Source organism: Enterobacter sp. FB (genome assembly GCF_000805795.1).
GTDB lineage: Bacteria > Pseudomonadota > Gammaproteobacteria > Enterobacterales > Enterobacteriaceae > Enterobacter > Enterobacter roggenkampii.
The window spans coordinates 25,700-47,582 of the sequence record NZ_JSZC01000018.1 but is presented as its reverse complement, the minus strand read 5'-3'; the positions used below and the strand labels follow the sequence as shown (position 1 = coordinate 47,582).

18 protein-coding genes and 2 pseudogenes are annotated in these 21,883 nt (G+C 53.1%); 7 read left to right on the top strand and 13 right to left on the bottom strand.

The window, feature by feature from the left end; genetic code table 11:
• Positions 1-205: 205 nt before the first annotated feature.
• Entirely contained in the window at positions 206-1,216 is a 1,011-nt protein-coding gene (locus PI91_RS23855) for a RepB family plasmid replication initiator protein (protein WP_000200071.1), read from the bottom strand.
• Between the two features lie 751 nt (positions 1,217-1,967).
• Here PI91_RS23855 and sopA point away from each other — a divergent pair.
• Together sopA and PI91_RS23845 are read left to right on the top strand one after the other, a co-directional pair.
• On the top strand, positions 1,968-3,134 hold the full coding sequence (gene sopA, locus PI91_RS23850) for a plasmid-partitioning protein SopA (protein WP_000523813.1): 1,167 nt from the start codon (positions 1,968-1,970) through the stop codon (positions 3,132-3,134).
• Positions 3,134-4,105 (top strand): ParB/RepB/Spo0J family plasmid partition protein, encoded by a 972-nt coding sequence (locus tag PI91_RS23845; RefSeq protein WP_039267244.1) that lies wholly within the window; start codon positions 3,134-3,136, stop codon positions 4,103-4,105. Before sopA ends, PI91_RS23845 begins: the two co-directional genes overlap by 1 nt.
• A gap of 1,110 nt (positions 4,106-5,215) precedes the next feature.
• Here the strand turns inward: PI91_RS23845 and PI91_RS26675 are convergent.
• The 9 genes and pseudogenes from PI91_RS26675 to PI91_RS23795 form a co-directional block, all read right to left on the bottom strand.
• Positions 5,216-5,520: pseudogene (locus tag PI91_RS26675) on the bottom strand (hypothetical protein).
• Positions 5,521-5,573: 53 nt separating this feature from the next.
• Positions 5,574-5,825 carry a type II toxin-antitoxin system Phd/YefM family antitoxin gene (locus PI91_RS23830; protein ID WP_004118488.1) on the bottom strand — a complete coding sequence of 84 codons (252 nt, stop codon included), beginning with the start codon at positions 5,823-5,825 and terminating at the stop codon, positions 5,574-5,576.
• A 78-nt stretch (positions 5,826-5,903) separates the two neighbouring features.
• Positions 5,904-7,175, bottom strand: coding sequence for a Y-family DNA polymerase (locus tag PI91_RS23825; RefSeq protein ID WP_039267241.1), 1,272 nt, complete (start codon positions 7,173-7,175; stop codon positions 5,904-5,906).
• An 87-nt stretch (positions 7,176-7,262) separates the two neighbouring features.
• Complete coding sequence (locus PI91_RS23820) at positions 7,263-8,231, bottom strand: IS5-like element IS903 family transposase (protein ID WP_084635663.1); 969 nt, start codon at positions 8,229-8,231, stop codon at positions 7,263-7,265.
• 294 nt (positions 8,232-8,525) lie between these two features.
• Entirely contained in the window at positions 8,526-9,551 is a 1,026-nt protein-coding gene (locus PI91_RS23815) for an IS110 family transposase (RefSeq protein WP_001101446.1), read from the bottom strand.
• Between the two features lie 666 nt (positions 9,552-10,217).
• Positions 10,218-10,520: a HigA family addiction module antitoxin gene (locus PI91_RS23810; protein WP_001698908.1), complete on the bottom strand. Its 303-nt coding sequence runs from the start codon at positions 10,518-10,520 to the stop codon at positions 10,218-10,220.
• Entirely contained in the window at positions 10,520-10,801 is a 282-nt protein-coding gene (locus tag PI91_RS23805; protein WP_021312774.1) for a type II toxin-antitoxin system RelE/ParE family toxin, read from the bottom strand. Before PI91_RS23805 ends, PI91_RS23810 begins: the two co-directional genes overlap by 1 nt.
• 190 nt (positions 10,802-10,991) lie before the next feature.
• Positions 10,992-11,375, bottom strand: coding sequence for a S24 family peptidase (locus PI91_RS23800; RefSeq protein WP_039267239.1), 384 nt, complete (start codon positions 11,373-11,375; stop codon positions 10,992-10,994).
• Between the two features lies 1 nt (position 11,376).
• Positions 11,377-11,616 (bottom strand): hypothetical protein, encoded by a 240-nt coding sequence (locus PI91_RS23795; RefSeq protein ID WP_017694266.1) that lies wholly within the window; start codon positions 11,614-11,616, stop codon positions 11,377-11,379.
• A gap of 97 nt (positions 11,617-11,713) precedes the next feature.
• On the opposite strand from PI91_RS23795, the gene PI91_RS23790 reads away from it, so the two are divergent.
• The 5 genes from PI91_RS23790 (at position 11,714) to PI91_RS23770 (ending at position 18,617) form a co-directional block, all read left to right on the top strand.
• On the top strand, positions 11,714-12,934 hold the full coding sequence (locus tag PI91_RS23790; RefSeq protein ID WP_000343760.1) for an ISL3-like element ISKox3 family transposase: 1,221 nt from the start codon (positions 11,714-11,716) through the stop codon (positions 12,932-12,934).
• Between the two features lie 404 nt (positions 12,935-13,338).
• Positions 13,339-14,826, top strand: a complete 1,488-nt coding sequence (gene ltrA / locus PI91_RS23785) for a group II intron reverse transcriptase/maturase (RefSeq protein WP_172692276.1) — start codon at positions 13,339-13,341, stop codon at positions 14,824-14,826.
• A 469-nt stretch (positions 14,827-15,295) separates the two neighbouring features.
• Positions 15,296-16,261 (top strand): ArdC family protein, encoded by a 966-nt coding sequence (locus tag PI91_RS23780; RefSeq protein WP_039267236.1) that lies wholly within the window; start codon positions 15,296-15,298, stop codon positions 16,259-16,261.
• Between the two features lie 479 nt (positions 16,262-16,740).
• Positions 16,741-17,706, top strand: a complete 966-nt coding sequence (locus PI91_RS23775) for an ArdC family protein (protein WP_039267236.1) — start codon at positions 16,741-16,743, stop codon at positions 17,704-17,706.
• Between the two features lie 479 nt (positions 17,707-18,185).
• Positions 18,186-18,617 carry a hypothetical protein gene (locus PI91_RS23770; RefSeq protein WP_001776120.1) on the top strand — a complete coding sequence of 144 codons (432 nt, stop codon included), beginning with the start codon at positions 18,186-18,188 and terminating at the stop codon, positions 18,615-18,617.
• Between the two features lie 32 nt (positions 18,618-18,649).
• Here the strand turns inward: PI91_RS23770 and PI91_RS23765 are convergent, their stop codons facing one another.
• The 3 genes and pseudogenes from PI91_RS23765 to PI91_RS23755 form a co-directional block, all read right to left on the bottom strand.
• Complete coding sequence (locus tag PI91_RS23765) at positions 18,650-19,177, bottom strand: phospholipase D family protein (protein ID WP_001776119.1); 528 nt, start codon at positions 19,175-19,177, stop codon at positions 18,650-18,652.
• Positions 19,170-19,916, bottom strand: a complete 747-nt coding sequence (gene mobC / locus PI91_RS23760) for a MobC family replication-relaxation protein (protein WP_001776118.1) — start codon at positions 19,914-19,916, stop codon at positions 19,170-19,172. The genes PI91_RS23765 and mobC overlap by 8 nt, the downstream gene beginning before the upstream one ends.
• 14 nt (positions 19,917-19,930) lie before the next feature.
• A pseudogene (locus PI91_RS23755) lies at positions 19,931-21,837 on the bottom strand (type IV secretory system conjugative DNA transfer family protein).
• Between the last annotated feature and the right edge of the window lie 46 nt (positions 21,838-21,883).

The following is a 21,883-nucleotide window of genomic DNA, read 5'->3' as shown; positions in this document are numbered from 1 at the left end:
AACAGACCAGGGATTACCCCCATTTTACCCGCATGCCGTAGTCAATATCTGCGTATCACGACCCCAGATCACATATTACAGTCAATATTGTTCGATCCGGGCAGAGATGATAGAGAATAAATATTGACTGCGGTATGCGTGATGCATATCACAGTCAATGGAATGTCCTTAGCGGCATACGGCAGTCATGATATGCATATCGCAGTCAATTTTCTGGCTTCATCGCTGAGAGGGCTTCAGCCAGTTTAAGAGGATCGATGCCAGCAGCCTTCAGCGCCTTAATGACTTCGTCATAATTTTGCTCTGGCGCCTTCTCTTCTTCCTCTTTGCGCGGAACCTTCACAGGACCACTGATGAGTTTGGGGTTGCGATAATGCACGCTGAAATAGGTGGCTCGGCCACGTTTAAACTCGGTGTAATCCAGATAACCAATATCCCGCAGCTGCTCCATCGCCTTACGCACCGTGTGGTTCTGCGTATAGACATTTGAGGTGAGATTTAGCCGGTCACGCATCCGTTTCATGGAAATAGGTGCAGGATTCTGGGGAAGACTTTCGATGTAGGTATAAAGCGCCTGGGCTGATTCCTTGCGCTGCAGGGCGTCAATGGCTTTCAGCCGCAGCAGTACCCTTCTGTCCATGTGGTAAAGCTCAAACAGCTTAGGTTCAGCCTTTATCTCAACGATATCCTCGGTGATGTCATAATAGGCTGACTGCACCAGATGGGTGGTCCATCCTTTGGTCTCGCTCTGGAACTTCAGCGTAACCGAGGCAAGTTTAAACAGGGAATTACTGATGCGATCGCGCATTTTTTTGTTTGAACGACGGGAGTTAAATCCGCACATCTTAACGAATTCGACGAACGACAGTTCCAGGGTGTCACTTTTTACCCCATACTCCGACATGGAGCGAATTATCCCCAGCCAGACTTTAAAATCCGTGTCCATATCAAGACGCGAACCGGTGATCTTAACGTCAGTGTACCCTTCGCTTTTGGCAATAGACAGCTGTACAAGCTCCTCAGTCGCGTCTGTAACGTTTTTCCGGTTCGCCTTGCTCTTCCCTGTTGATTTCAGAGTTGGGACGAAGAGACCGAGTCTCATGAGCGCTACTGGCTGCACGGTACTGGTGCTGTTGACATCCAGCTTAACAACTTCGCCGGTTGTCTTATCAACTTCCTGAAGGTTCAGAAGTAAGCTGTTATTTTCGCTCGTCATCTTGATCCTCAACAGTTATCCACAAAAGGATGTAGTAATACGTATCGCAGTCAACGGATATACATACCTCAGTAAATACCGTTGCATATCACAGTATTAGATTATGCATATAACAGTCAACATTTTACATTCCGCAGTCGATCCAGACAGACGTTAAAGCCAGTTACAGCGCATGCTGGAGCGATCCGGGGATCTCTTTTGGATCTCACTATGATCTCCTTGGGATCAATTATTGGATCGAGACCTTGAATAACTCAGATACAAGGCCGGAAGCGCCACACCAGGTATCCAGAACCCTGGCCTGATTTTCCTGAATACGCTCTGGAAGATTGAGATCTACAGGTACAACAATGAAACATTGACTGCGGTATGCTGAGTCGTCTTTCCTCTTTCTCGACACAGATACAGTAAGTATCATGCCACAGTCAATATATTACATATCGCAGTCAATTTCATTATAACTGGCTGATCCCGAGCCATCTTAAGCAACCCGACGTACGTGCAATCTGTGAATTCTGTGATTTTCCGCTTCCTCGCCGCTTTCTCACTCCGTGAGATCGCTTACTGCGGCGAGCGGCAGTGATTAATATTGGCTGCGGTATGTACTCTTTTGTACTCCCCTGCGGTCTTTGCATCACCCAATGCGGTTCACTTTGCACTTTTTCGTGCACTTTGCGTTTTTATTGTTGCTTTGCAATAAATTCCAAGATTTAATAAAATAATGCAAAGTGATGATTAAAGGATGTTCAGTATGGGACTCATGGATACACTCAACCAGTGCATAAGTGCTGGTCATGAAATGACGAAAGCAATCGCCATTGCGCAGTTTAATGATGACAGTCCGGAAGCCCGGAAAATAACCCGGCGCTGGAGGATTGGTGAAGCAGCTGATTTAGTTGGCGTGTCATCTCAGGCTATCAGGGATGCCGAGAAAGCTGGCCGGCTGCCTCACCCTGATATGGAAACCCGTGGAAGAGTTGAGCAACGCGTTGGTTATACCATCGAGCAAATCAATCACATGCGGGATGTATTTGGTACACGACTGCGCCGTGCTGAAGATGCGTTTCCGCCGGTGATTGGTGTGGCTGCTCACAAAGGTGGTGTTTACAAAACCTCCGTTTCTGTTCACCTGGCTCAGGACCTGGCCCTGAAAGGATTACGCGTTCTGCTTGTCGAGGGTAATGATCCTCAGGGCACAGCCTCGATGTATCACGGATGGGTGCCCGATCTTCATATACACGCGGAAGATACTCTCCTGCCCTTTTATCTTGGTGAAAAGGATGATGCCAGTTATGCGATAAAACCAACCTGCTGGCCTGGCCTTGATATCATTCCGTCCTGCCTGGCACTGCATCGCATTGAAACTGAACTGATGGGCAAATTTGATGAAGGAAAACTGCCCACCGACCCGCATCTGATGCTCCGCCTTGCTATTGAAACGGTCGCTCATGACTATGATGTGATTGTTATCGACAGCGCACCGAACCTCGGTATTGGCACGATCAATGTCGTATGCGCTGCTGATGTGCTGATTGTTCCCACCCCGGCAGAGCTGTTCGATTACACTTCTGCACTGCAGTTTTTCGATATGCTTCGTGATCTGCTCAGGAATGTGGATCTTAAAGGCTTTGAGCCGGATGTCCGTATTCTGCTTACCAAATACAGTAATAACAATGGTTCGCAGTCACCGTGGATGGAAGAACAAATTCGCGATGCATGGGGAAGCATGGTTCTTAAAAATGTGGTACGTGAAACCGATGAAGTTGGTAAAGGCCAGATCCGCATGAGAACCGTTTTCGAACAGGCGATTGATCAACGTTCTTCGACCGGCGCATGGCGAAACGCACTTTCAATCTGGGAACCTGTTTGTAATGAGATTTTTGATCGTCTGATTAAACCACGCTGGGAGATTAGATAATGAAGCGTGCCCCTGTCATTCCAAGGCATACCACACATACTCAATCGACTGAAGATACTTCATCACCGGCGCCGGCCGCGCCGATGGTGGATTCATTAATTGCGCGCGTGGGTGCTATGGCCCGCGGTAATGCTATCTCTCTTCCGGTATGTGGACGGGAAGTAAAATTTACCCTTGAGGTGCTCCGGGGAGACTCTGTTGAGGGCGCCTCACGCGTATGGTCAGGAAATGAGCGTGATCAGGAACTACTTACCGAAGATGCTCTGGATGATCTCATACCTTCATTTTTACTGACCGGTCAGCAGACTCCAGCTTTCGGCCGCCGGGTTTCTGATGTCATAGAAATTGCAGACGGCAGCCGTCGCCGTAAAGCCGCAATCCTGACGGAAAGTGATTATCGCATTCTGGTTGGTGAACTGGACGACGAGCAGATGGCTGCATTGTCCCGGCTGGGTAACGATTATCGGCCGACGAGTGCTTATGAACGTGGCCTGCGTTATACAAGCCGGCTGCAGAATGAGTTTGCCGGAAATATTTCTGCGCTTGCCGATGCGGAAAACATCTCTCGTAAGATCATTACCCGCTGTATCAATACGGCCAAACTGCCTAAATCAGTTGTTGCCCTGTTTGCACATCCTGGAGAACTGTCTGCCCGGTCAGGTGAAGCCCTTCAGAAGGCTTTTGCAGATAAAGAAGAATTACTGAAGCAGCAGGCTGAGACTCTCCACGATCAGAAGAAAGCGGGACTAATCTTTGAAGCTGAAGAGGTCATTAGTCTTTTAACATCCGTACTGAAACAATCTTGCGCATCAAGAGTTAATCTGAGCTCACGTCATCAGTTTGCTCCAGGGGCAACAGCATTGTATAAGGGCGATAAAATGGTGCTTAACCTAGATCGGTCCCGCATTCCTGCGGAGTGTATAGAGAAAATAGAAGCCATTCTTAAGGAGCTTGAGAAACCAGGAGTCTAATGCGGACACGCTTTAGTCTACGGTTATCTCCCTTTACTTCATTTCCTTTCTCACAGGCCAGAAAACATAACTGGCCTGAATATTCTCTCTGGGACCACGGTCCCACCTGCATCGTCTGTCAGGTTATCTGCCTGGGACCACGGTCTCACCTGCGTCATCGGTCAGGTTATCTGCCTGGGACCACGGTCCCACCTGCGTCGTCGGTCAGGTTATCTGTCTGGGACCACGGTCCCACCTGCGTCATCTGTCAGGTAATCTGTCTGGGACCACGGTCCCACCTGCGTCATCTGTCAGGTAATCTGTCTGGGACCACGGTCCCACCTGCGTCATCGGTCAGGTTATCTGACTGGGACCACGGTCCCACCTGCGTCGTCGGTCAGGTTATCTGCCTGGGACCACGGTCCCACCTGCGTCATCGGTCAGCTTATCTGTCTGGGACCACGGTCCCACCTGCGTCATCGGTCAGCTTATCTGTCTGGGGCCACGGTCCCACCTGCGTCGTCGGTCAGGTTATCTGTCTGGGACCACGGTCCCACCTGCGTCATCGGTCAGGTAATCTGCCTGGGACTACGGTCCCACCTGCATCGTCGGTCAGGTAATCTGCCTGGGACCACGGTCCCACCTGCATCGTCGGCACATTATTAGTTTGGGACAACGGTTAAGCAATGCCTGTCACGAACAGGTATTGGCTTGTCGCCAGCAACCTGTTGAGCGGAGTAATCACGCAGCAGGGCGGCTATTACAGGTGATGGTGAAAGCTCTGTTGGGATCTGAACGAAGCATGTTGAGTGAAATTTGCAAAATTTCGCGGGGTGTGAGGCTTAATTTTAAATTTCCGCCAGCATTTTTAAAACCAGCTGCCGCCGCTGCGCGTTGGCCGGTCCTTCGTCCGGACGGTAACCAGTCCCGGCCGTTCTTACGACCCTGGATGAACATGGTCCCGTCATCAGCGTCTCCAGTGTGATGTCGTTTGTCACGCCGTCCGAGGGGATATCAGGGACACAACATATGGTAGAAAAAGCAGCTGTCTGAGACACAATATATTGATTATTCACAGTAACTGGGGATAACCGTGTGGGTAACATATTGAAAGTCCAACACGTTATCTGATTAACTGACTTTGTAAACGCCGCTGAACCATGAAAAAAATCCGGGGAATCATTACAGCGCATAAACATACCGTTTTGTTTTTGGGTGACGGCAAGGAGGCCCCTGTTATCACCACATACCTTGTCAAAGGTTTCCATTCCTATCCTTATCAGGCTCTTTTCGTTATTTTCGGGAGAGATCCGGAGATGTTTTGTCAGCCAGACAGGATAGGTATCAGCGTTACGCCAGTACTGCAATTCAATCACTGAAGCCATTCCCCAGACAGAGAAGAATAAGAAAACCACACCTGCGATTTTGCTACCCATATTGTTCCTTAATATTGATTTAATACATTCCTTGCTCCTCGCACCGGAGCACATCACAGATACTGATTGAGATCCACTTCACGCAGCGGCTGGTTTTGACGTTCTGTTATCAATTGCACCAGGTCTTTTTCGTCCAGCGCATCGAGCATTTGTTCATACAGAGCCGCGGGCACACAATAAAAAACAGGGCGGTTGCGGTCAATAATCGCGACCGGGTAGCCGCCGCCGGCACTGGCGGTGGCCACCGGATCGTTTTTAAGTTCGCTGATGCTGGCAGTCACATCACACAGAATGATATTTGTCATGGTTCCCCCCTGAGACAAGTCATCTGTATGATCGGTAAAGTAAGCTCTTGCGGCAAGTCCCGTCTGTCATTTCGACGGTCAGAAACGGGCAACCGGCAGCTCCTTCCAGCGGGTGGTATATGCCGGTGACAGCATCTCCCGTTTCATCTGCCAGTCCGGCGCAATACCCCGTCCGGCAAACCAGACTTTCCCGAGTCCGGAATGATTAATGCCGTCGAGTACCTTCATCAGCGCATCGTTGTGCGGCCGTGGCTGCACGTCATCGAACAGATTCAGCTGCGCGACGCCGTTCGGACTGAAATCATTGAGCATTATCCCCGCTTTTGCGTAGCGGTGGCCATCGAGCCAGATCCTGTCCAGAGACCTGACCGCTGCCGCGATAATGTCCCGGGTGTCACGGGTAGGGGTGTTCAGTTTTTCCGTGGCCACGTTACCGTAATACGGCTCATTAACCGCAAAAGGGGATGTCTTGATGAAGGTGCTGATATGCCGGCAGTACTGTCGCTCACCGCGCAACTTTTCCGCCGCGCGCTCGGCATACTGGCAGACGGCCTGGCGCATTTCTTCGTAGGTGGTGATCCGCTGCCCGAAGCTGCGCCTGCAGACAATCTGCTGTTTCGGCGGCGGCGCTTCCTCCAGCGAAATGCAGCTCTCGCCGTTCAGCTCACGTACCGTGCGCTCCAGCACTACGTTGAAGTTTTTCCGGATAAATGTAGGGTTCGTCAGCGACAGCTGCAGGGCAGTGGTGATCCCCATAACGTGCAGCTTTTTCGCTATCCGGTTCCCTACGCCCCAGATTTCTTCCACCGGCTGCAGGCTGAGTAATTTTGCCGTTCTGCGTGGATTTTCGGGCGACAGCGCCAGCACCCCACTGAATTGTGGCCATTCCTTTGACGCCCACTGCGCCGATTTGGCCAGTGTTTTTGTGGCGCCGAAGCCGACACCGATCGTCAGTCCGGTTCCACTGAGAACATGCCCACGCAGCTGCCTGCCAAAATCCTCCAGATCCATACAGTGGCCAATTCCCCGGGCATCCAGGAAACATTCGTCAATTGAGTATTGTTCGACGCGGGGCGACAGCTCTTCCAGCAGGGCGACCACACGGTTACTCAGGCTCGCGTAGAGCTCGTAGTTGCTGGAAAAAACGTACAATTTTTCAGGAAACTGCGCCTCTTTGAGCTGGAACCAGGGGGTTCCCATCTTTATACCCAGCCGTTTGGCTTCAGCACTCCGGGCAATAACGCAGCCATCGTTGTTACTGAGAACGACGACAGGTTTGCCGCGCAAATCCGGCCTGAAAACCTTCTCGCAACTGGCGTAGAAGGAGTTGACGTCTGCCAGGGCGAACATCAGTCTGCCCTCCGGGTTTTATGAATGAAGGGGCTTTGTTGAATAAATCAGATTTCGGGTAAGTCTCCCCCGTAGCGGGTTGTGTTTTCAGGTAATACGCACGCTTTCAGGCATACCTGCTTTCGTCATTTTGTTCAGCGCTCGTACCAGGGCCATAGCCTCCGCAACCTGACCATCGTAGTCACGCAGCGTCAGTGAACCCCCGAACAGCTGTTTTACCCGGTACATCGCCGTTTCCGCTATCGAGCGACGGTTGTAATCTGTTGTCCATTTCCACCGCGCATTACTCCCGGTCATTCGCTGATTAGCCACTGCACGGTTACGGTCTGCATATTCACCGGGCCAGTAACCCGCACCTTTTCGGGGTGGGATAAGCGCGCTGATTTTCTTACGCCGCAGTTCATCGTGACAGAGCCGGGTGTCGTAAGCGCCGTCTGCCGATGCTGCCCTGATTTTTCTGTGAGTCTGCCGGATAAGACCCGGGAAGGCTTCTGAGTCCGTCACATTGTTCAGCGACAGGTCTGCACAGATGATTTCATGTGTTTTACTGTCAACGGCGAGATGCAGCTTACGCCAGATACGACGGCGTTCCTGGCCATGCTTTTTGACTTTCCACTCGCCTTCACCGAAGACCTTCAGCCCGGTGGAATCAATCACCAGATGCGCGATTTCACCCCGGGTGAACGTTTTGAAACTGACATTAACCGACTTTGCGCGCTTGCTGACACTGGTGTAATCCGGGCAGCGCAACGGAACATTCATCAGTGTAAAAATGGAATCAATAAAACCCTGCGCAGCGCGCAGGGTCAGCCTGAATACGCGTTTAATGACCAGCACAGTCGTGATGGCAAGGTCAGAATAGCGCTGAGGTCTGCCTCGTGATGAAGGCGTTGCTGACTCATACCAGGCCTGAATAGCTTCATCATCCAGCCAGAAAGTGAGGGAGCCACGGTTGATGAGGGCTTTATTGTAGGTGGGCCAGTTGGTGATTTTGAACTTTTGCTTTGCCACGGAACGGTCTGCGTTGTCGGGAAGATGCGTGATCTGATCCTTCAACTCAGCAAAAGTTCGATTTATTCATAGATGGTCGCCTCCTGTTTGCCAAGCTAAATATGTTGTGGTGGCTTTACTGGTCATCGATTGCAGCCATAGATCCGGACTTTGCCGAGGTGATGTAAAATACCTCTGTCCCTGATGGAATACGCTGATGGAGGCCTCTATCAACAAAGCGCTCTTTCAGGAGCCTTGAATAAACCGGGTTTTCCCCATCGCGGTCTGACCTGTCTTGCCATCACTTCATGCTTGCCTGGGCAATCGGTGGTGTTGTTTCTGTCTTACTGATTAAGCAACTTAAGCGCTTATTATTGGTGCACAATACTCCCGCTCTTTGGCCAGGAGCGCCCACACAGTCCGCGCATTCTTGTTAGCCAATGCTACCGAGGCAATGTTGTTATTCCGGCGCGCCATTAGCTGGTTAGCCCAGCTCGATACGGCATCCTGTTTATGTTTGGCCGACTGCAATACCGCCCTGGCACCATGGATAAGCAAGGTCCTCAAATAGGTATCACCTCGCTTGCTTATCCCGAGCAGGACTTGTTTACCCCCACTGGAGTGCTGACGTGGAACCAATCCGAGCCAGGCAGCCAGTTGTCGGCCATTCTCGAAATTGTTGGCTTTACCAATGGTCGCAATCAGCGCGCTGGCGGTAACAGGGCCAATACCAGGGATCTTGCCGATACGCTGGCAGAGAGCATTTTGCCGATAGCACTGCTCAATCTGCTTGTCGAGTGTAGCGATGACATCGAACAGGTACGCCATGTGGTGCTGTAGTAGACTCAGCTGTGTACGAAACAGGACGGGTAACGGGTTATCCGCATCTTCCACGAGCTCAGGTAATCGTCGCTGTAGCTGCTGGATACCTCGGGGGACGACAATGCCAAATTCGGCCAATAACCCCCTGATTTGATTGGCTTGTGCGGTTCGCTGTTTGATGAAGCTCTGACGACTCCGGTGAAGTGCCAATACGGCTTGCTGCTCAGCGGTTTTGACCGGCACGAACCGCATGTTAGGTCGAGTGACGGCTTCACAAATAGCTTCAGCGTCTGCAGCATCATGCTTATTGGTTTTAACATAGGGTTTGACGAACTGAGGGGCCATCAGTTTGACATTATGGCCCATCGATATCAGTTTATTGGCCCAGAAATGAGCAGATGCACAGGCCTCCATGCCGATCAAACAGGGTGGGATGTTGGCAAAAAAGGAGGCCATTTGTGCCCGTCTGAGTTGTTTGTTGAACAACCGTTTTCCGTGCTCGTCAACCCCATGGATCTGGAAAACGTTTTTTGCCAAATCGATTCCAATAGTTTTAACGTTCATGATAGCAGCGCTCCGTTCAATGAGTGACGATTTATCGTCCCACTGTGGCACAAGAGATGGGAGGCGACCATTCCATTAACAAAGCCCGTTTTAGGGTAAGGACGTATGGGGCAGATCCTCTCTGTTCCGACCGGGTGAAGATAGAGAGCTAAACTAAATGCTGATTTCATACGCATCTTTTACATCTCCACCTTACTCCGTAGATTTTGAGTTGTGATATGATCGCTTTGCTGTAGGTGTTGTAGGGATGAAGGGAAGGAGGGTTTCGCAGATTCTCCGTTCCGGATGCTCTAAAACGCTGTCAGAGGGATGATAAGGCAAAAAAAAGAACCCCGAAGGGTTCTCTTTTTCGCCTCAGTCAGCGATTCGCAGTCGCTGCTGCTGCCCGAAACATGTACCGAAGTTCACGTTGTCGTTACTATAGCGAAGTAATGTTACCCCTGGGGTGATTCTACGTCAACGTGAGCCGGTAGTTCTTGCAACCTGCAATATGGATTAAGTCTATGGCTGAAGTGCTGACTGCTTTCATAAAAGCGCCGCGTATAACTCAGGTGCTGACCATCGTTCTGTGCCTAATCTTGCTGGCGCTACTGGTCACTCCGCACCTGTTCTAAGTGTAGAACCACCTAATAAAAAAGCCGCTTATGCGGCTTTTTTTATTCGGTATCAATGTACGGCAAAGTCACTTTTGACTGTAACAGGCACCACATGGGAGAGGTCGATCTCCTTGCGGGCGCGGCTAAGGTCATAGGTCGCCTGCATTGCCAGCCAGAGTCGAGCTGCGATTCCTAAACCTGCCTCAAGTTTAAGAGCCATTTCAGGACTGATTGCCGCTTTACCTGCCGAGACTTTACTCAGCGCAGAAGGGGAAACATCGAGGTTACGGGCAAGGGCTCGTAAGCTGATTTCGTTATCCTCCAGGTATTCGGTAATCAATCCCCCTGGGTGTGGTGGGTTGAGCATCGTCATTAGTGGTAGTCCTCCAGATTCAGTATGTAGGCATCACCATCTGTAAACTCAAAGGTGATTCGCCAGTTCGCCCGAACGGTGATCGCATAAAGATTCTTCTTATCGCCTTTCAGGGGGTGAAATTTAAATCCCGGATAGGCGCGGAAATCTTCTGTTGTCGTCGCTTCGTCTAACATCAGGAGGCGAAGTTTTATTCTCTCCACATCCTTTGCCTGTACTCCGCTCGGATCGTCGTTCTCAAAGAGCTTTTGTAACCCTTTGTGCTTGAAACTTTTTATCATTATTGATTCCCTGTTTCTCAACGGGAAACATTATACCACGCGTTTCTCTTAGCGAAACACTTTTCTGCAAATAAATTGTGTTTCAAGGGAAGGCGCAAGGCGAAAAACAATAATATGCGCACTTAAAATGTACATTAATAGTACATAAAGAGTACCTTATGTGTACGGTTAATTGCGTTGTATTGTATTGCTAAATTACAGGGAAATCCTCGAACTCCCCCGTTCTGGCATCGGTAACGATGTGCGTCACCACGCCCCTGATCTCGATACCTTCATCCTCATTATCCGGCAGGGCGCGGACGTTCTCCGGCCTGTCCAGCTCCTGTAGACATCTTGCCGGATGGAGACGCAGTCGCATGATCCTGAATTCATCTTCCAGCACGTAGAGCACCAGGGTGCCGTCAACCGGCCGCGCGCCGAAATCCACGATCAGCAGCGAACCCGGCCTGATGCCCTCCCGGAACGAGGTGCAGTCGCTACGAAATAGGAACACGCCCGGACGCCCGGTTTTACAGTAGCTATCCAGCGAGAGGCGGCTTTCCTGGTAATCCATTGCCGGTGACGGAAACCCCATATCAGCGCCCTCCGTTCGGATTAAACAGCTGGAACGTCCGGTTTTCTCCCTCATTGGGCGAGACGTCCCGGAACACCGTCACATACGTTTCTATCCACTGGTTAGCCTGGCGGGGCGTCCAGTGCCAGTTGAACTTGTGAAGCTCCCGGACAAAGGCTGCGGTCGTGACGGTCTGACGGCCATCCTGTTCGCGGGTGATGGCCGCACGCCAGGCAGCGTCAATTTCATAGCGTCGTGGCATCAGATTTACCTCTTTATACTGTATATACATGGGTCTTCCCTTGTTGTGGTGGCTGAAGGCATGATAATGGTGTATTTAATCGCCAGAGGTCACCGCCATGGACGAAAAGTCCCTCTACGCTCATATTCTCAACCTGTCCGATCCGTGGCAGGTAAAGTCCCTTTCTCTCGATGAAAATGCCGGTTCTGTTACTGTCACTATTGAGATCGCTGAAAACACCCGGCTAGCCTGTCCGACCTGCGGTAAATCCTGTTCTGTTCACGATCACCGTCATCGTAAATGGCGCCATCTTGATACCTGCCAGTTCACCACTATTGTTGAAGCCGATGTTCCACGAATTATGTGTCCGGAGCATGGCTGCCTGACGTTGCCTGTTCCGTGGGCTGGCCCCGGAAGTCGGTATACGTTGCTATTCGAATCGTTCGTTCTCTCATGGCTGAAAATCAGCACCGTTGATGCTGTCAGGAAGCAACTTAAGCTCAGTTGGAATGCGGTTGACGGCATTATGACCCGGGCAGTTAAGCGAGGTCTTGCCCGGATAAAAAAGCCATTATCCGCCCGTCATATGAATGTGGATGAGGTCGCCTTTAAAAAAGGACATCGTTACATAACGGTGATCTCCGATCGCGATGGTCGGGCGCTGGCCTTAACGGATGATCGCGGCACAGAGAGTCTTGCCGGCTATCTTCGCACGCTCACTGATGGGCAGTTGCTGGCTATCAAAACGCTCTCAATGGACATGAACGCGGGCTATATAAGAGCAGCGCGTATCCACTTACCCAGTGCGGTTGAGAAAATCGCCTTTGACCGCTTCCATGTGGCGAAGCAACTGGGCGAGGTAGTTGATAAAACCCGTCAGAATGAACATCCGCACCTCCCTGTTGAAAGCCGACACCAGGCAAAAGGAACCCGCTTCCTGTGGCAGTACAGCGATAAGTGGATGACCGAATCCCGGCAGGAAAAGCTGATGTGGCTGCGTGCACAGATGAAGCTGACGAGCCAGTGCTGGGCGCTGAAAGAGCTGGCAAAGGATATCTGGAACAGGCCATGGAGCGAGGAAAGACGGAGTGACTGGCAGAGATGGTTGGCGCTGGCGGCTAACAGTGACGTTCCCATGATGAAAAATGCCGCGAAAACGATAGGAAAAAGGCTGTACGGGATCCTGAATGCGATGCGACACAGTGTCTCAAACGGAAATGCGGAGGCACTTAACAGCAAGATCAGGCTGCTGAGGATAAAAGCCAGGGGATACCGAAACCGGGAGCGCTTTAAACTGGGGGTGATGTTCCACTACGGAAAGCTGAATATGGCGTTCTGAGCCTTCCCACCATGATCGGGGAAGACCCATATACATACAGTGTGCGCCGGGAGACCGGTAGAGATCAAGGGGTGAAAGTCCCCGACCATTGAAGGACCAGCAATCCACAAGGTCCCCGAGTCATGCGTGGCATACCGCGAGGTATGGGGCGAAGCGTTGACAGGGGTGTTGACAGGCCAGCCATTGAGCCACGAAATGTATATTAAATTACCGGGTGCCGACGTTGTACTGTTAACGGAAGGCAACATCATAGGGTGCGATACTGCGAGTGCCACATGGACCCGGCGGGGTCTGAGACCCTGGCATGTCAATACGATCTCTACGCGGGAACCGGGAGATCTCCCCTCTGACCATCTGCCAGTGTCGGAGATGGCCCGCACCGGGAAGACGAGGAGTCATAGCCGGTGATGTACGGAGAGGAGAAGTCGGACTCGCTCATAGTAGCGGCGAAGCAGGCGAACAACCCGAAAGGAGCGGAGTCAGTGGAGCGAAGGAGCGGGGCCAAGGGGAACGCGGAACAGCCACACATGCGCCGGACACAGAGCCGGGAAAGCATGTCACAGAGGCTGTCACGCGTGCGGGAAGCTGCGAAGCAGCGGAAGAAAGAACGGTTTACAGCATTGTTCCACCTGCTGACAGTCGAAGCACTGGAAGCCGCATTCCTCTCCCTGAGCAGGAAAGCGGCCGCCGGAGTGGATGGCATCAGGTGGATGGACTACGCCGGAAACATGAAGAACAACATAACAGATCTGCACCGGAGGCTACATCAGGGCAGCTACAGGGCGCAGCCCGGCAGGCGTCACTACATCCCAAAAGCGGATGGAAAACAACGCCCGCTCGGCATCGCCTCGCTGGAGGACAAGATCGTCCAGTATGCGCTGGTGAAAATCCTGAACGCAGTCTATGAAAACGACTTTATGGGGTTCTCATACGGGTTCAGACCCGGGCGAAGCCAGCACGATGCACTGGACGCACTGGCCACAGGGCTGGTACGCACTAACGTAAACTGGGTACTGGATGCCGACATCAGTCAGTTCTTCGACAGGGTGAGCCACGAATGGCTGATCAGGTTCACAGAGCATCGGATCGGCGACCGGAGGGTAATCAGGCTCATACGTAAGTGGCTCACAGCCGGGACGTCGGAGGATGGTCAATGGCGAGCAACGGAGGAAGGCACCCCACAGGGTGCGGTCATCTCACCGCTGCTGGCAAACATATACCTCCACTACGTCTTCGATCTGTGGGCGCATCAGTGGCGACGTCGCTATGCCACAGGCAATGTGGTAATGGTCAGATACGCCGATGACATCGTCATCGGGTTCGACAAACGATACGATGCCCGGCGCTTCCGTATAGCCATGCAGCGCAGACTGAGGGAGTTCGGACTCACGGTTCACCCGGAGAAAACCCGTCTGATGGAGTTCGGCCGCTTCGCTGTCGAAAACCGTGCCATCAGGGGAAAAGGCAAACCAGAAACGTTCAACTTCCTCGGGTTCACGCACATCAGCGGGAAAGATCGCAACGGCAGGTTCATGCTGATACGAAAGACCCGCCGGGATCGGATGACGGCAACTCTGAAAGCCATCAAAGACGGTCTGCGAAGGCGCTGGCATTACTCAATCCCCGAACAGGGAAAATGGCTCAGGAGAGTGGTTCAGGGATACCTGAACTATCACTCGGTACCGGGCAACTTCCCCACCATGCAGAAGTTCAGGACACACGTAACAAACCTCTGGCGCCGGGCGCTCAGGCGCAGGAGCCAGAAGGATGATACGACCTGGACGAAAGCAAACAAACTGGCAGCCGCATGGCTACCAAGGGTTCGGGTTCTTCATCCATGGCCTGTGGAGCGGTTCACCGCCAGACACCCGAGGCAGGAGCCCGGTGCGTAAATCGCGCACGCCGGGATCTGTGCGGGGGGTATCCGGTAACGGGTATCCCTACCGCGACATAAAGGGCGGTGAAATTTCTGCAAGTGATGGGGGAGTGCCGGTCAGAACGTCCCCGAAAACAAACCGCCCCCGGATTCAGGAAGGGCGAACTGACCGGCTGCGGCAGTGTAACACCGCACACCACAAAGGCAGCACTGACGTCGTCAGTGCTTTTTTTACCTGTCCTCCGGACGCTGAAGGGCGATTTCACCCGTGCAGCTAAAGGGGCGGTAAGTCCGGGTGTGCACATCGTCATTTTCTCCTGTGATGCCTTTCTCCTGCGTATCAGCTTCCGGTAATCGTCCCCCGTCACAACCTGGTCAGCAAGGGTAAATGGCACGCTGCGCGCCCTTGCAGACCAGAACGACTCCGGGCAGGCCGAACCGTCAGGCGATACGAAGACGAAATTCACACTGACGGAGAAACAGCCATGACGATGAACCTGCACACTCAGACAACCGCCCCTAAAGCTTCACAGGCGACCAGCGTATCCCCGCTGGAGCAGTCAGGCTCCTCAAAAACGAAATTTTCCAGGGGCAAAAGCAAAGCCCGTGCTGGCGCAGTCAAAACAGACCTTTACCAGACCGTAACGGACAGCATCATTGCAGCCCTGGAAAGCGGCGTTAAACCGTGGGTGTGCCCGTGGGTTCGCAACGGCGCAGCGGCGGGATTACCGGCCAACTTCAGCACCGGCACGGCATACAGCGGAATTAATATCATGCTGCTGTGGTGTAGTGCGGCAAAACAGGGTTTTCAGGACGAGCGCTGGCTGACCTACAAACAGGCGCAGGAGCTGGGCGGCCAGGTTCGTAAAGGTGAACACGGCACGACGGCCATCTTTTACAAGACTCTGGAGAAAGAGGACGAGGACGGGGAAATCGAAAAAATCCCGATGCTGAAAGCCTTTACCGTGTTTAACGTGGAGCAAATCGACGGCCTGAGCATCGAGAGCGTGCCGCAGCCGGTTGCCGGTTTCGATCCGCTGCCGCAGGCGGAAGCACTCATGACCCGGAGCGGGGCAAAAATCACCGAGCAGGGCGTAAAGGCGTTCTATCGTCCGGCCACCGATGAAATCGTCCTGCCAGAGCGGTTCCGCTTCGCGGACGCGGCGAACTTCTACGCCACCGGCCTGCATGAGCTGGTTCACTGGACGGGGGCAGCGTCCCGCCTCAATCGTGAAAAAGACAATAAGTTTGGCTCTGAGGCGTATGCGTTTGAGGAACTGATCGCCGAGCTGGGCAGCGCGTTTCTGATGGCGGATTTGGGAATTACGGGAGAGGTGCAGCATGAAAGCTATATCGCGTCCTGGCTGAAAGCCCTGAAGGGAGACAAGCGCTACATCTTTAAAGCGGCGGCAGCGGCCTCAAAAGCGCACCGCTGGCTGATGGACTGCTGACAGCTGGAGCCCTGCGGTGCAGGGCTTCAGAATTTTTGAAAGAGAGAGAATCAGGGAGGGAATTATATAAGTCACTGTTTTTTATAATTCTGTAACGCGGCCGGCATCAGCTGCAGGACGTCCTGCAGCTGATGCCGGCACGGGAAAAAAAACAGGACAGATTCAAAAAAAATGAACCCTTTTTCAGGCGGCAGCCGTTACGTATCTGGGATACGTAACGGCGCGATGTCTTACGTAAAAAATGACGTAACGGCTTTCGCCGCCGCAGCTAAAGGGGCGGTAAGTCCGGGTGTGCACATCGTCATTTTCTCCTGTGATGCCTTTCTCCTGCGTATCAGCTTCCGGTAATCGTCCCCCGTCACAACCTGGTCAGCAAGGGTAAATGGCACGCTGCGCGCCCTTGCAGACCAGAACGACTCCGGGCAGGCCGAACCGTCAGGCGATACGAAGACGAAATTCACACTGACGGAGAAACAGCCATGACGATGAACCTGCACACTCAGACAACCGCCCCTAAAGCTTCACAGGCGACCAGCGTATCCCCGCTGGAGCAGTCAGGCTCCTCAAAAACGAAATTTTCCAGGGGCAAAAGCAAAGCCCGTGCTGGCGCAGTCAAAACAGACCTTTACCAGACCGTAACGGACAGCATCATTGCAGCCCTGGAAAGCGGCGTTAAACCGTGGGTGTGCCCGTGGGTTCGCAACGGCGCAGCGGCGGGATTACCGGCCAACTTCAGCACCGGCACGGCATACAGCGGAATTAATATCATGCTGCTGTGGTGTAGTGCGGCAAAACAGGGTTTTCAGGACGAGCGCTGGCTGACCTACAAACAGGCGCAGGAGCTGGGCGGCCAGGTTCGTAAAGGTGAACACGGCACGACGGCCATCTTTTACAAGACTCTGGAGAAAGAGGACGAGGACGGGGAAATCGAAAAAATCCCGATGCTGAAAGCCTTTACCGTGTTTAACGTGGAGCAAATCGACGGCCTGAGCATCGAGAGCGTGCCGCAGCCGGTTGCCGGTTTCGATCCGCTGCCGCAGGCGGAAGCACTCATGACCCGGAGCGGGGCAAAAATCACCGAGCAGGGCGTAAAGGCGTTCTATCGTCCGGCCACCGATGAAATCGTCCTGCCAGAGCGGTTCCGCTTCGCGGACGCGGCGAACTTCTACGCCACCGGCCTGCATGAGCTGGTTCACTGGACGGGGGCAGCGTCCCGCCTCAATCGTGAAAAAGACAATAAGTTTGGCTCTGAGGCGTATGCGTTTGAGGAACTGATCGCCGAGCTGGGCAGCGCGTTTCTGATGGCGGATTTGGGAATTACGGGAGAGGTGCAGCATGAAAGCTATATCGCGTCCTGGCTGAAAGCCCTGAAGGGAGACAAGCGCTACATCTTTAAAGCGGCGGCAGCGGCCTCAAAAGCGCACCGCTGGCTGATGGACTGCTGACAGCTGGAGCCCTGCGGTGCAGGGCTTCAGAATTTTTGAAAGAGAGAGAATCAGGGAGGGAATTATATAAGTCACTGTTTTTTATAATTCTGTAACGCGGCCGGCATCAGCTGCAGGACGTCCTGCAGCTGATGCCGGCACGGGAAAAAAAACAGGACAGATTCAAAAAAAATGAACCCTTTTTCAGGCGGCAGCCGTTACGTATCTGGGATACGTAACGGCGCGATGTCTTACGTAAAAAATGACGTAACGGCTTTCGCCGCCGCAGCTAAAGGGGCGGTAAGTCCGGGTGTGCACATCGTCATTTTCTCCTGTGATGCCTTTCTCCTGCGTATCAGCTTCCGGTAATCGTCCCCCGTCACAACCTGGTCAGCAAGGGTAAATGGCACGCTGCGCGCCCTTGCTGACCAGAACGACTCCGGGCAGGCCGAACCGTCAGGCGATACGAAGACGAAATTCACACTGACGGAGAAACGACCATGACGATGAACCTGCACACCCCGACAACCGCCCCTAAAGCTGCACCGGCGACCAGCGTATCCCCGCTGGAGCAGTCAGGCTCCCCAAAAACGAAATTTCCTGAAATCAAAACCGTCAAAACGGCGGTGGTTAAACTGATCAGCGACATCGAGGGCAACCTCGATCAGCGTCTGGCATATCGCGAGGCCGTAGAGGGATTGTGCCAGGAGGCGGCCAACCGGATAACCCAGTGCATGCATTCACGCAGTACAGGGCAGACGCTACGTGATCTCCGCGAGCTGCTGTCGGTGACGCTGGACACCATTATCGTGGTGGAGTTTGAAGGGGAGCAGACCCGTCTCAACTATGGCGGACGTTCAGCAGAAGACGTGATCGCCATGCTGAAAGCGCTGCATCTTGAAGGGCGCAAAGCCTGGCTGGAAGTGGAGTAAAAAAAAAAGCCCCGTCCGCAGACGGGGCTGATTCAGTACAGGGCATTCAGCGGGGTGCCCTCATCCCACAGGCGGTTAAATTCTCGCTGGTACGTCTCCGCCAGCTGCGGCGCATCCTCGATCAGCAGCACGTTTTCCGCGTTGCGTGAAACGGCGCTTGCCGTGTAGTTAAACGACCCGGTCTGGACGTTTTTGCCGTCGATCACCATAAACTTGTTGTGCATGATGGCGTAACGGCCGTTAAGGTGCACCGGCACGCCCTGGTTTATCAGATACGTCACTGCGGTGTAGCGGTCGCTGTTCGCCTTTTCGTCGGCCACCACGCGCACGGCCACGCCGCGCCGGTTAGCACCGGCGAGCGCCGTCGCGACCGGCTTACTGGTGAAGCTGTAGGCCGCGACGTCAATGCTCTGCCTGGCGTTGTTTATGGCGCCGAGCACGATTTCAAGAGCAGGGCGCCCGTCAGACGGCGAAAAACCCGCCGTCAGGACGGGCGCGGCGGTGGCGAACGCGGGCACGCAGAGGGCGGCGGCCAGCACCAGAAGGGTGGTTTTACGCATAGTTGTCCAGCTCCAGGTTTTTCAGTTCATCGAGGGTGTAAAAGCGGAAGACGTCGCGGTGTTTTGCCTCCAGTTGCACATGCTGGTTTTTCACGATCACGCTGGCGATGCTGTCGAAAATAATCTTCAGGGCGCGCTTTTTCGCCTCGTCCGGGGCGACGTAAAACGCGTACCGCCATTTTTTATCGCTGATAGCCAGCAGGTGGCTCGCCATGATGGACTGATAGCGCGCCTTTGTTTTGATACGTCGTTCGGTTTCAACGGCGATCAGCCTGCCGTCCGGCAGGCTGATAAGCCCGTCGGGACGGTGTTTGACGCTGTACTGACTGAGGAACGTTGAACGGTCGCCGTTAATCCACCCTGTCGCGCCGTTCTTCTCCAGCGTAAGGCGCACTAGCTGGTTATCAAGGTGATGGTCGAGTGACCAGCCGGTCAGGCGGTAGGGTTCAAAGCGGGCGGGCATTATGTTGTCGTCCGCCGTGAGGATAACGGCCAGCCCGTCGGCGGTAATGCCCCACAGGGATATTCTCGACGCGCGGGATTCATGCACGTGTTTCTGAATCAGCCCCATTTTCTCCACCTTCTCCAACAACCGGTAGAGAGGGCGGTCAGATTTAAAATCAAAAAGCAGCTTTATGATTTGAAAATCGCTGTAGGTTTCCTCCTTGAGAAAATTCAGCAGTACGCGAATTTTTTCAGTGCTGCGTGCATAACGTTCCTGATACGACGAAATAAGCATAGAAACTCCTTATTTTATAAATCCAGCAACGAATGTATTTCGTCATTTGGAGCGGGCTGTGATGCCATCAGCCACTCCTCGTCAGGTTGCACCGGCGGAGTGGGTATTGGCGTTGCTGAGGGTTTTTTGGTGGTTGTTGCGCTGACCGGAATAATGTCAGGTGCCGGAACTGCCGGAACCGTTTTATCAAAATCCAGATCCAGCACCGGTTTAACTTCTGCCACCGTAGCGACTGCGACCGGCGGCAGGGTAAACAGCTCGAGTGGGGCTTTTTTAACCTTGAGCGGTGAGATTAACGACGGGAACGCGAGCGCGTTCTGGCTGAAGATATAGCTGACGAACTTCGGCAGGTTCTGGAGCATATTGCTGTCGATGTAATAGCTTTCCGCCTGCCGAAGCATGCGCTCGTTATCGACTTTTTCTGTCAGCACCGCCGTGGTGGTGACTTTTCGGCTTTCATCATCGACTAAAATCGTGCCAGACATGCGCGCAATCCATTCGGCGGTGTCTGGATCCTGAAGTTTATATACCAGCTTAAACTTGCAGTTTTCCACGACCGCCCCAACCACGGCGTCGCCGTTTAAATCCGCCGGACAGTCGCGCAGGTCGGCAATTGACTGGTGCGCCATTAATATATGGACGCCTTTATCGCGTGCCGCGCCTAACCCTTCGAGCGCCGGTTTGGAAAGGTGATATTTCACCTCGTCCTTAAAGATGGCGATGGGGCGGATATTCCCGCGACGCGGTCGCGCAATTCCGCGAGCTGGAACAGGCGAACTAAAATCATGCGCTGCGCGGTAATGATTTTAGAGTTACGCATCGAACCGATGATGTAGCAGCAGCCGCCCTTGTCGAAAATCTCCTTCAGCGCAAAACCGCCTGGCGCGTTAATGCTGTTGAGCATTGCCAGCTCCTCGGTTTTACCGTGAAAGGCTTTAATCGTCTCGCCAATGCCCTGAACATAATCGCCGTTATAAATATCCCGCACGGTTGCGCCCGGATTATCCTTCACGAACTGCGCCGCCGTTCTCGCCGCCTTGCGGTCGTCGATACGGTAAAAATCCGCCGCCTCGCCTTTTTCCGCCAGACTGAAACCGGCCACGAATAATTCCTCCAGATGGTCGGCGGTGATACCGTCGATAAGGTTCATCTGGTATTCCTGTTTATTCAGGTCGATAAGCACAAAGGGTTTTCCGGCGTCCGCGCACGCTTTTTTATACAGGTGCGGTGCCCACTCGTCGTTTTTGGGGTCGAGAACAAAAACGCCCTCGTCGGCGAGGATGCTCTGATAAAGCAGAATACCGGTTACGACGCCTTTACCGGCACCAGTGGTGCCGATAATGTCGGCGTGCTGGGTCTGCCATTCTTTTAACGGAATATATTGCGGCTCACCCTCGCGGCTCAGCCCGATAAAAATCCCCTTAGTCAGATCGATGTAATCCATCGGATCGTATTCGGTGGTGACGGGTAAAATTTCTTTTACCCTGCGAACGTCGGTTCTGCGGTCGCGCTCCATGCTGGTTTTTTTCACCATGCCGCGTTTGACCTTATCAAATTCAGGCGAGATCAAACGCCGTAAAACCACGTGCAGAATAAAACCGGCGACGGTAAACAGTAGCGCCATTGTCCAGGTAAGCAGCGGCGGACTGGCGATATCTTCCCGGCCATAAATGCGCTGTAAAAACCAAACGGCCACTGGCGCTATCGAGCCGAAAACAAAACAGATCATGGAAAGCAGAATTAAGATCCTTTGCAGAAACGTCGGCTTTTCCTGACCGCCGTGTTTCGCAGAAAATATAAAAGGCAGCATGACGCCGGACAGCAGTGCTAACGCCAGCTGATGCGCCTGCAAAAAGGCGATAAAGGCCAGGACGGCATTTGCTATCGGCGACAGCAAATGATTCAGTTTGTCGAATATCACGATATTCTCCTTCACTTAAATTCGGTCAGCACCATCGGTCAGTCAG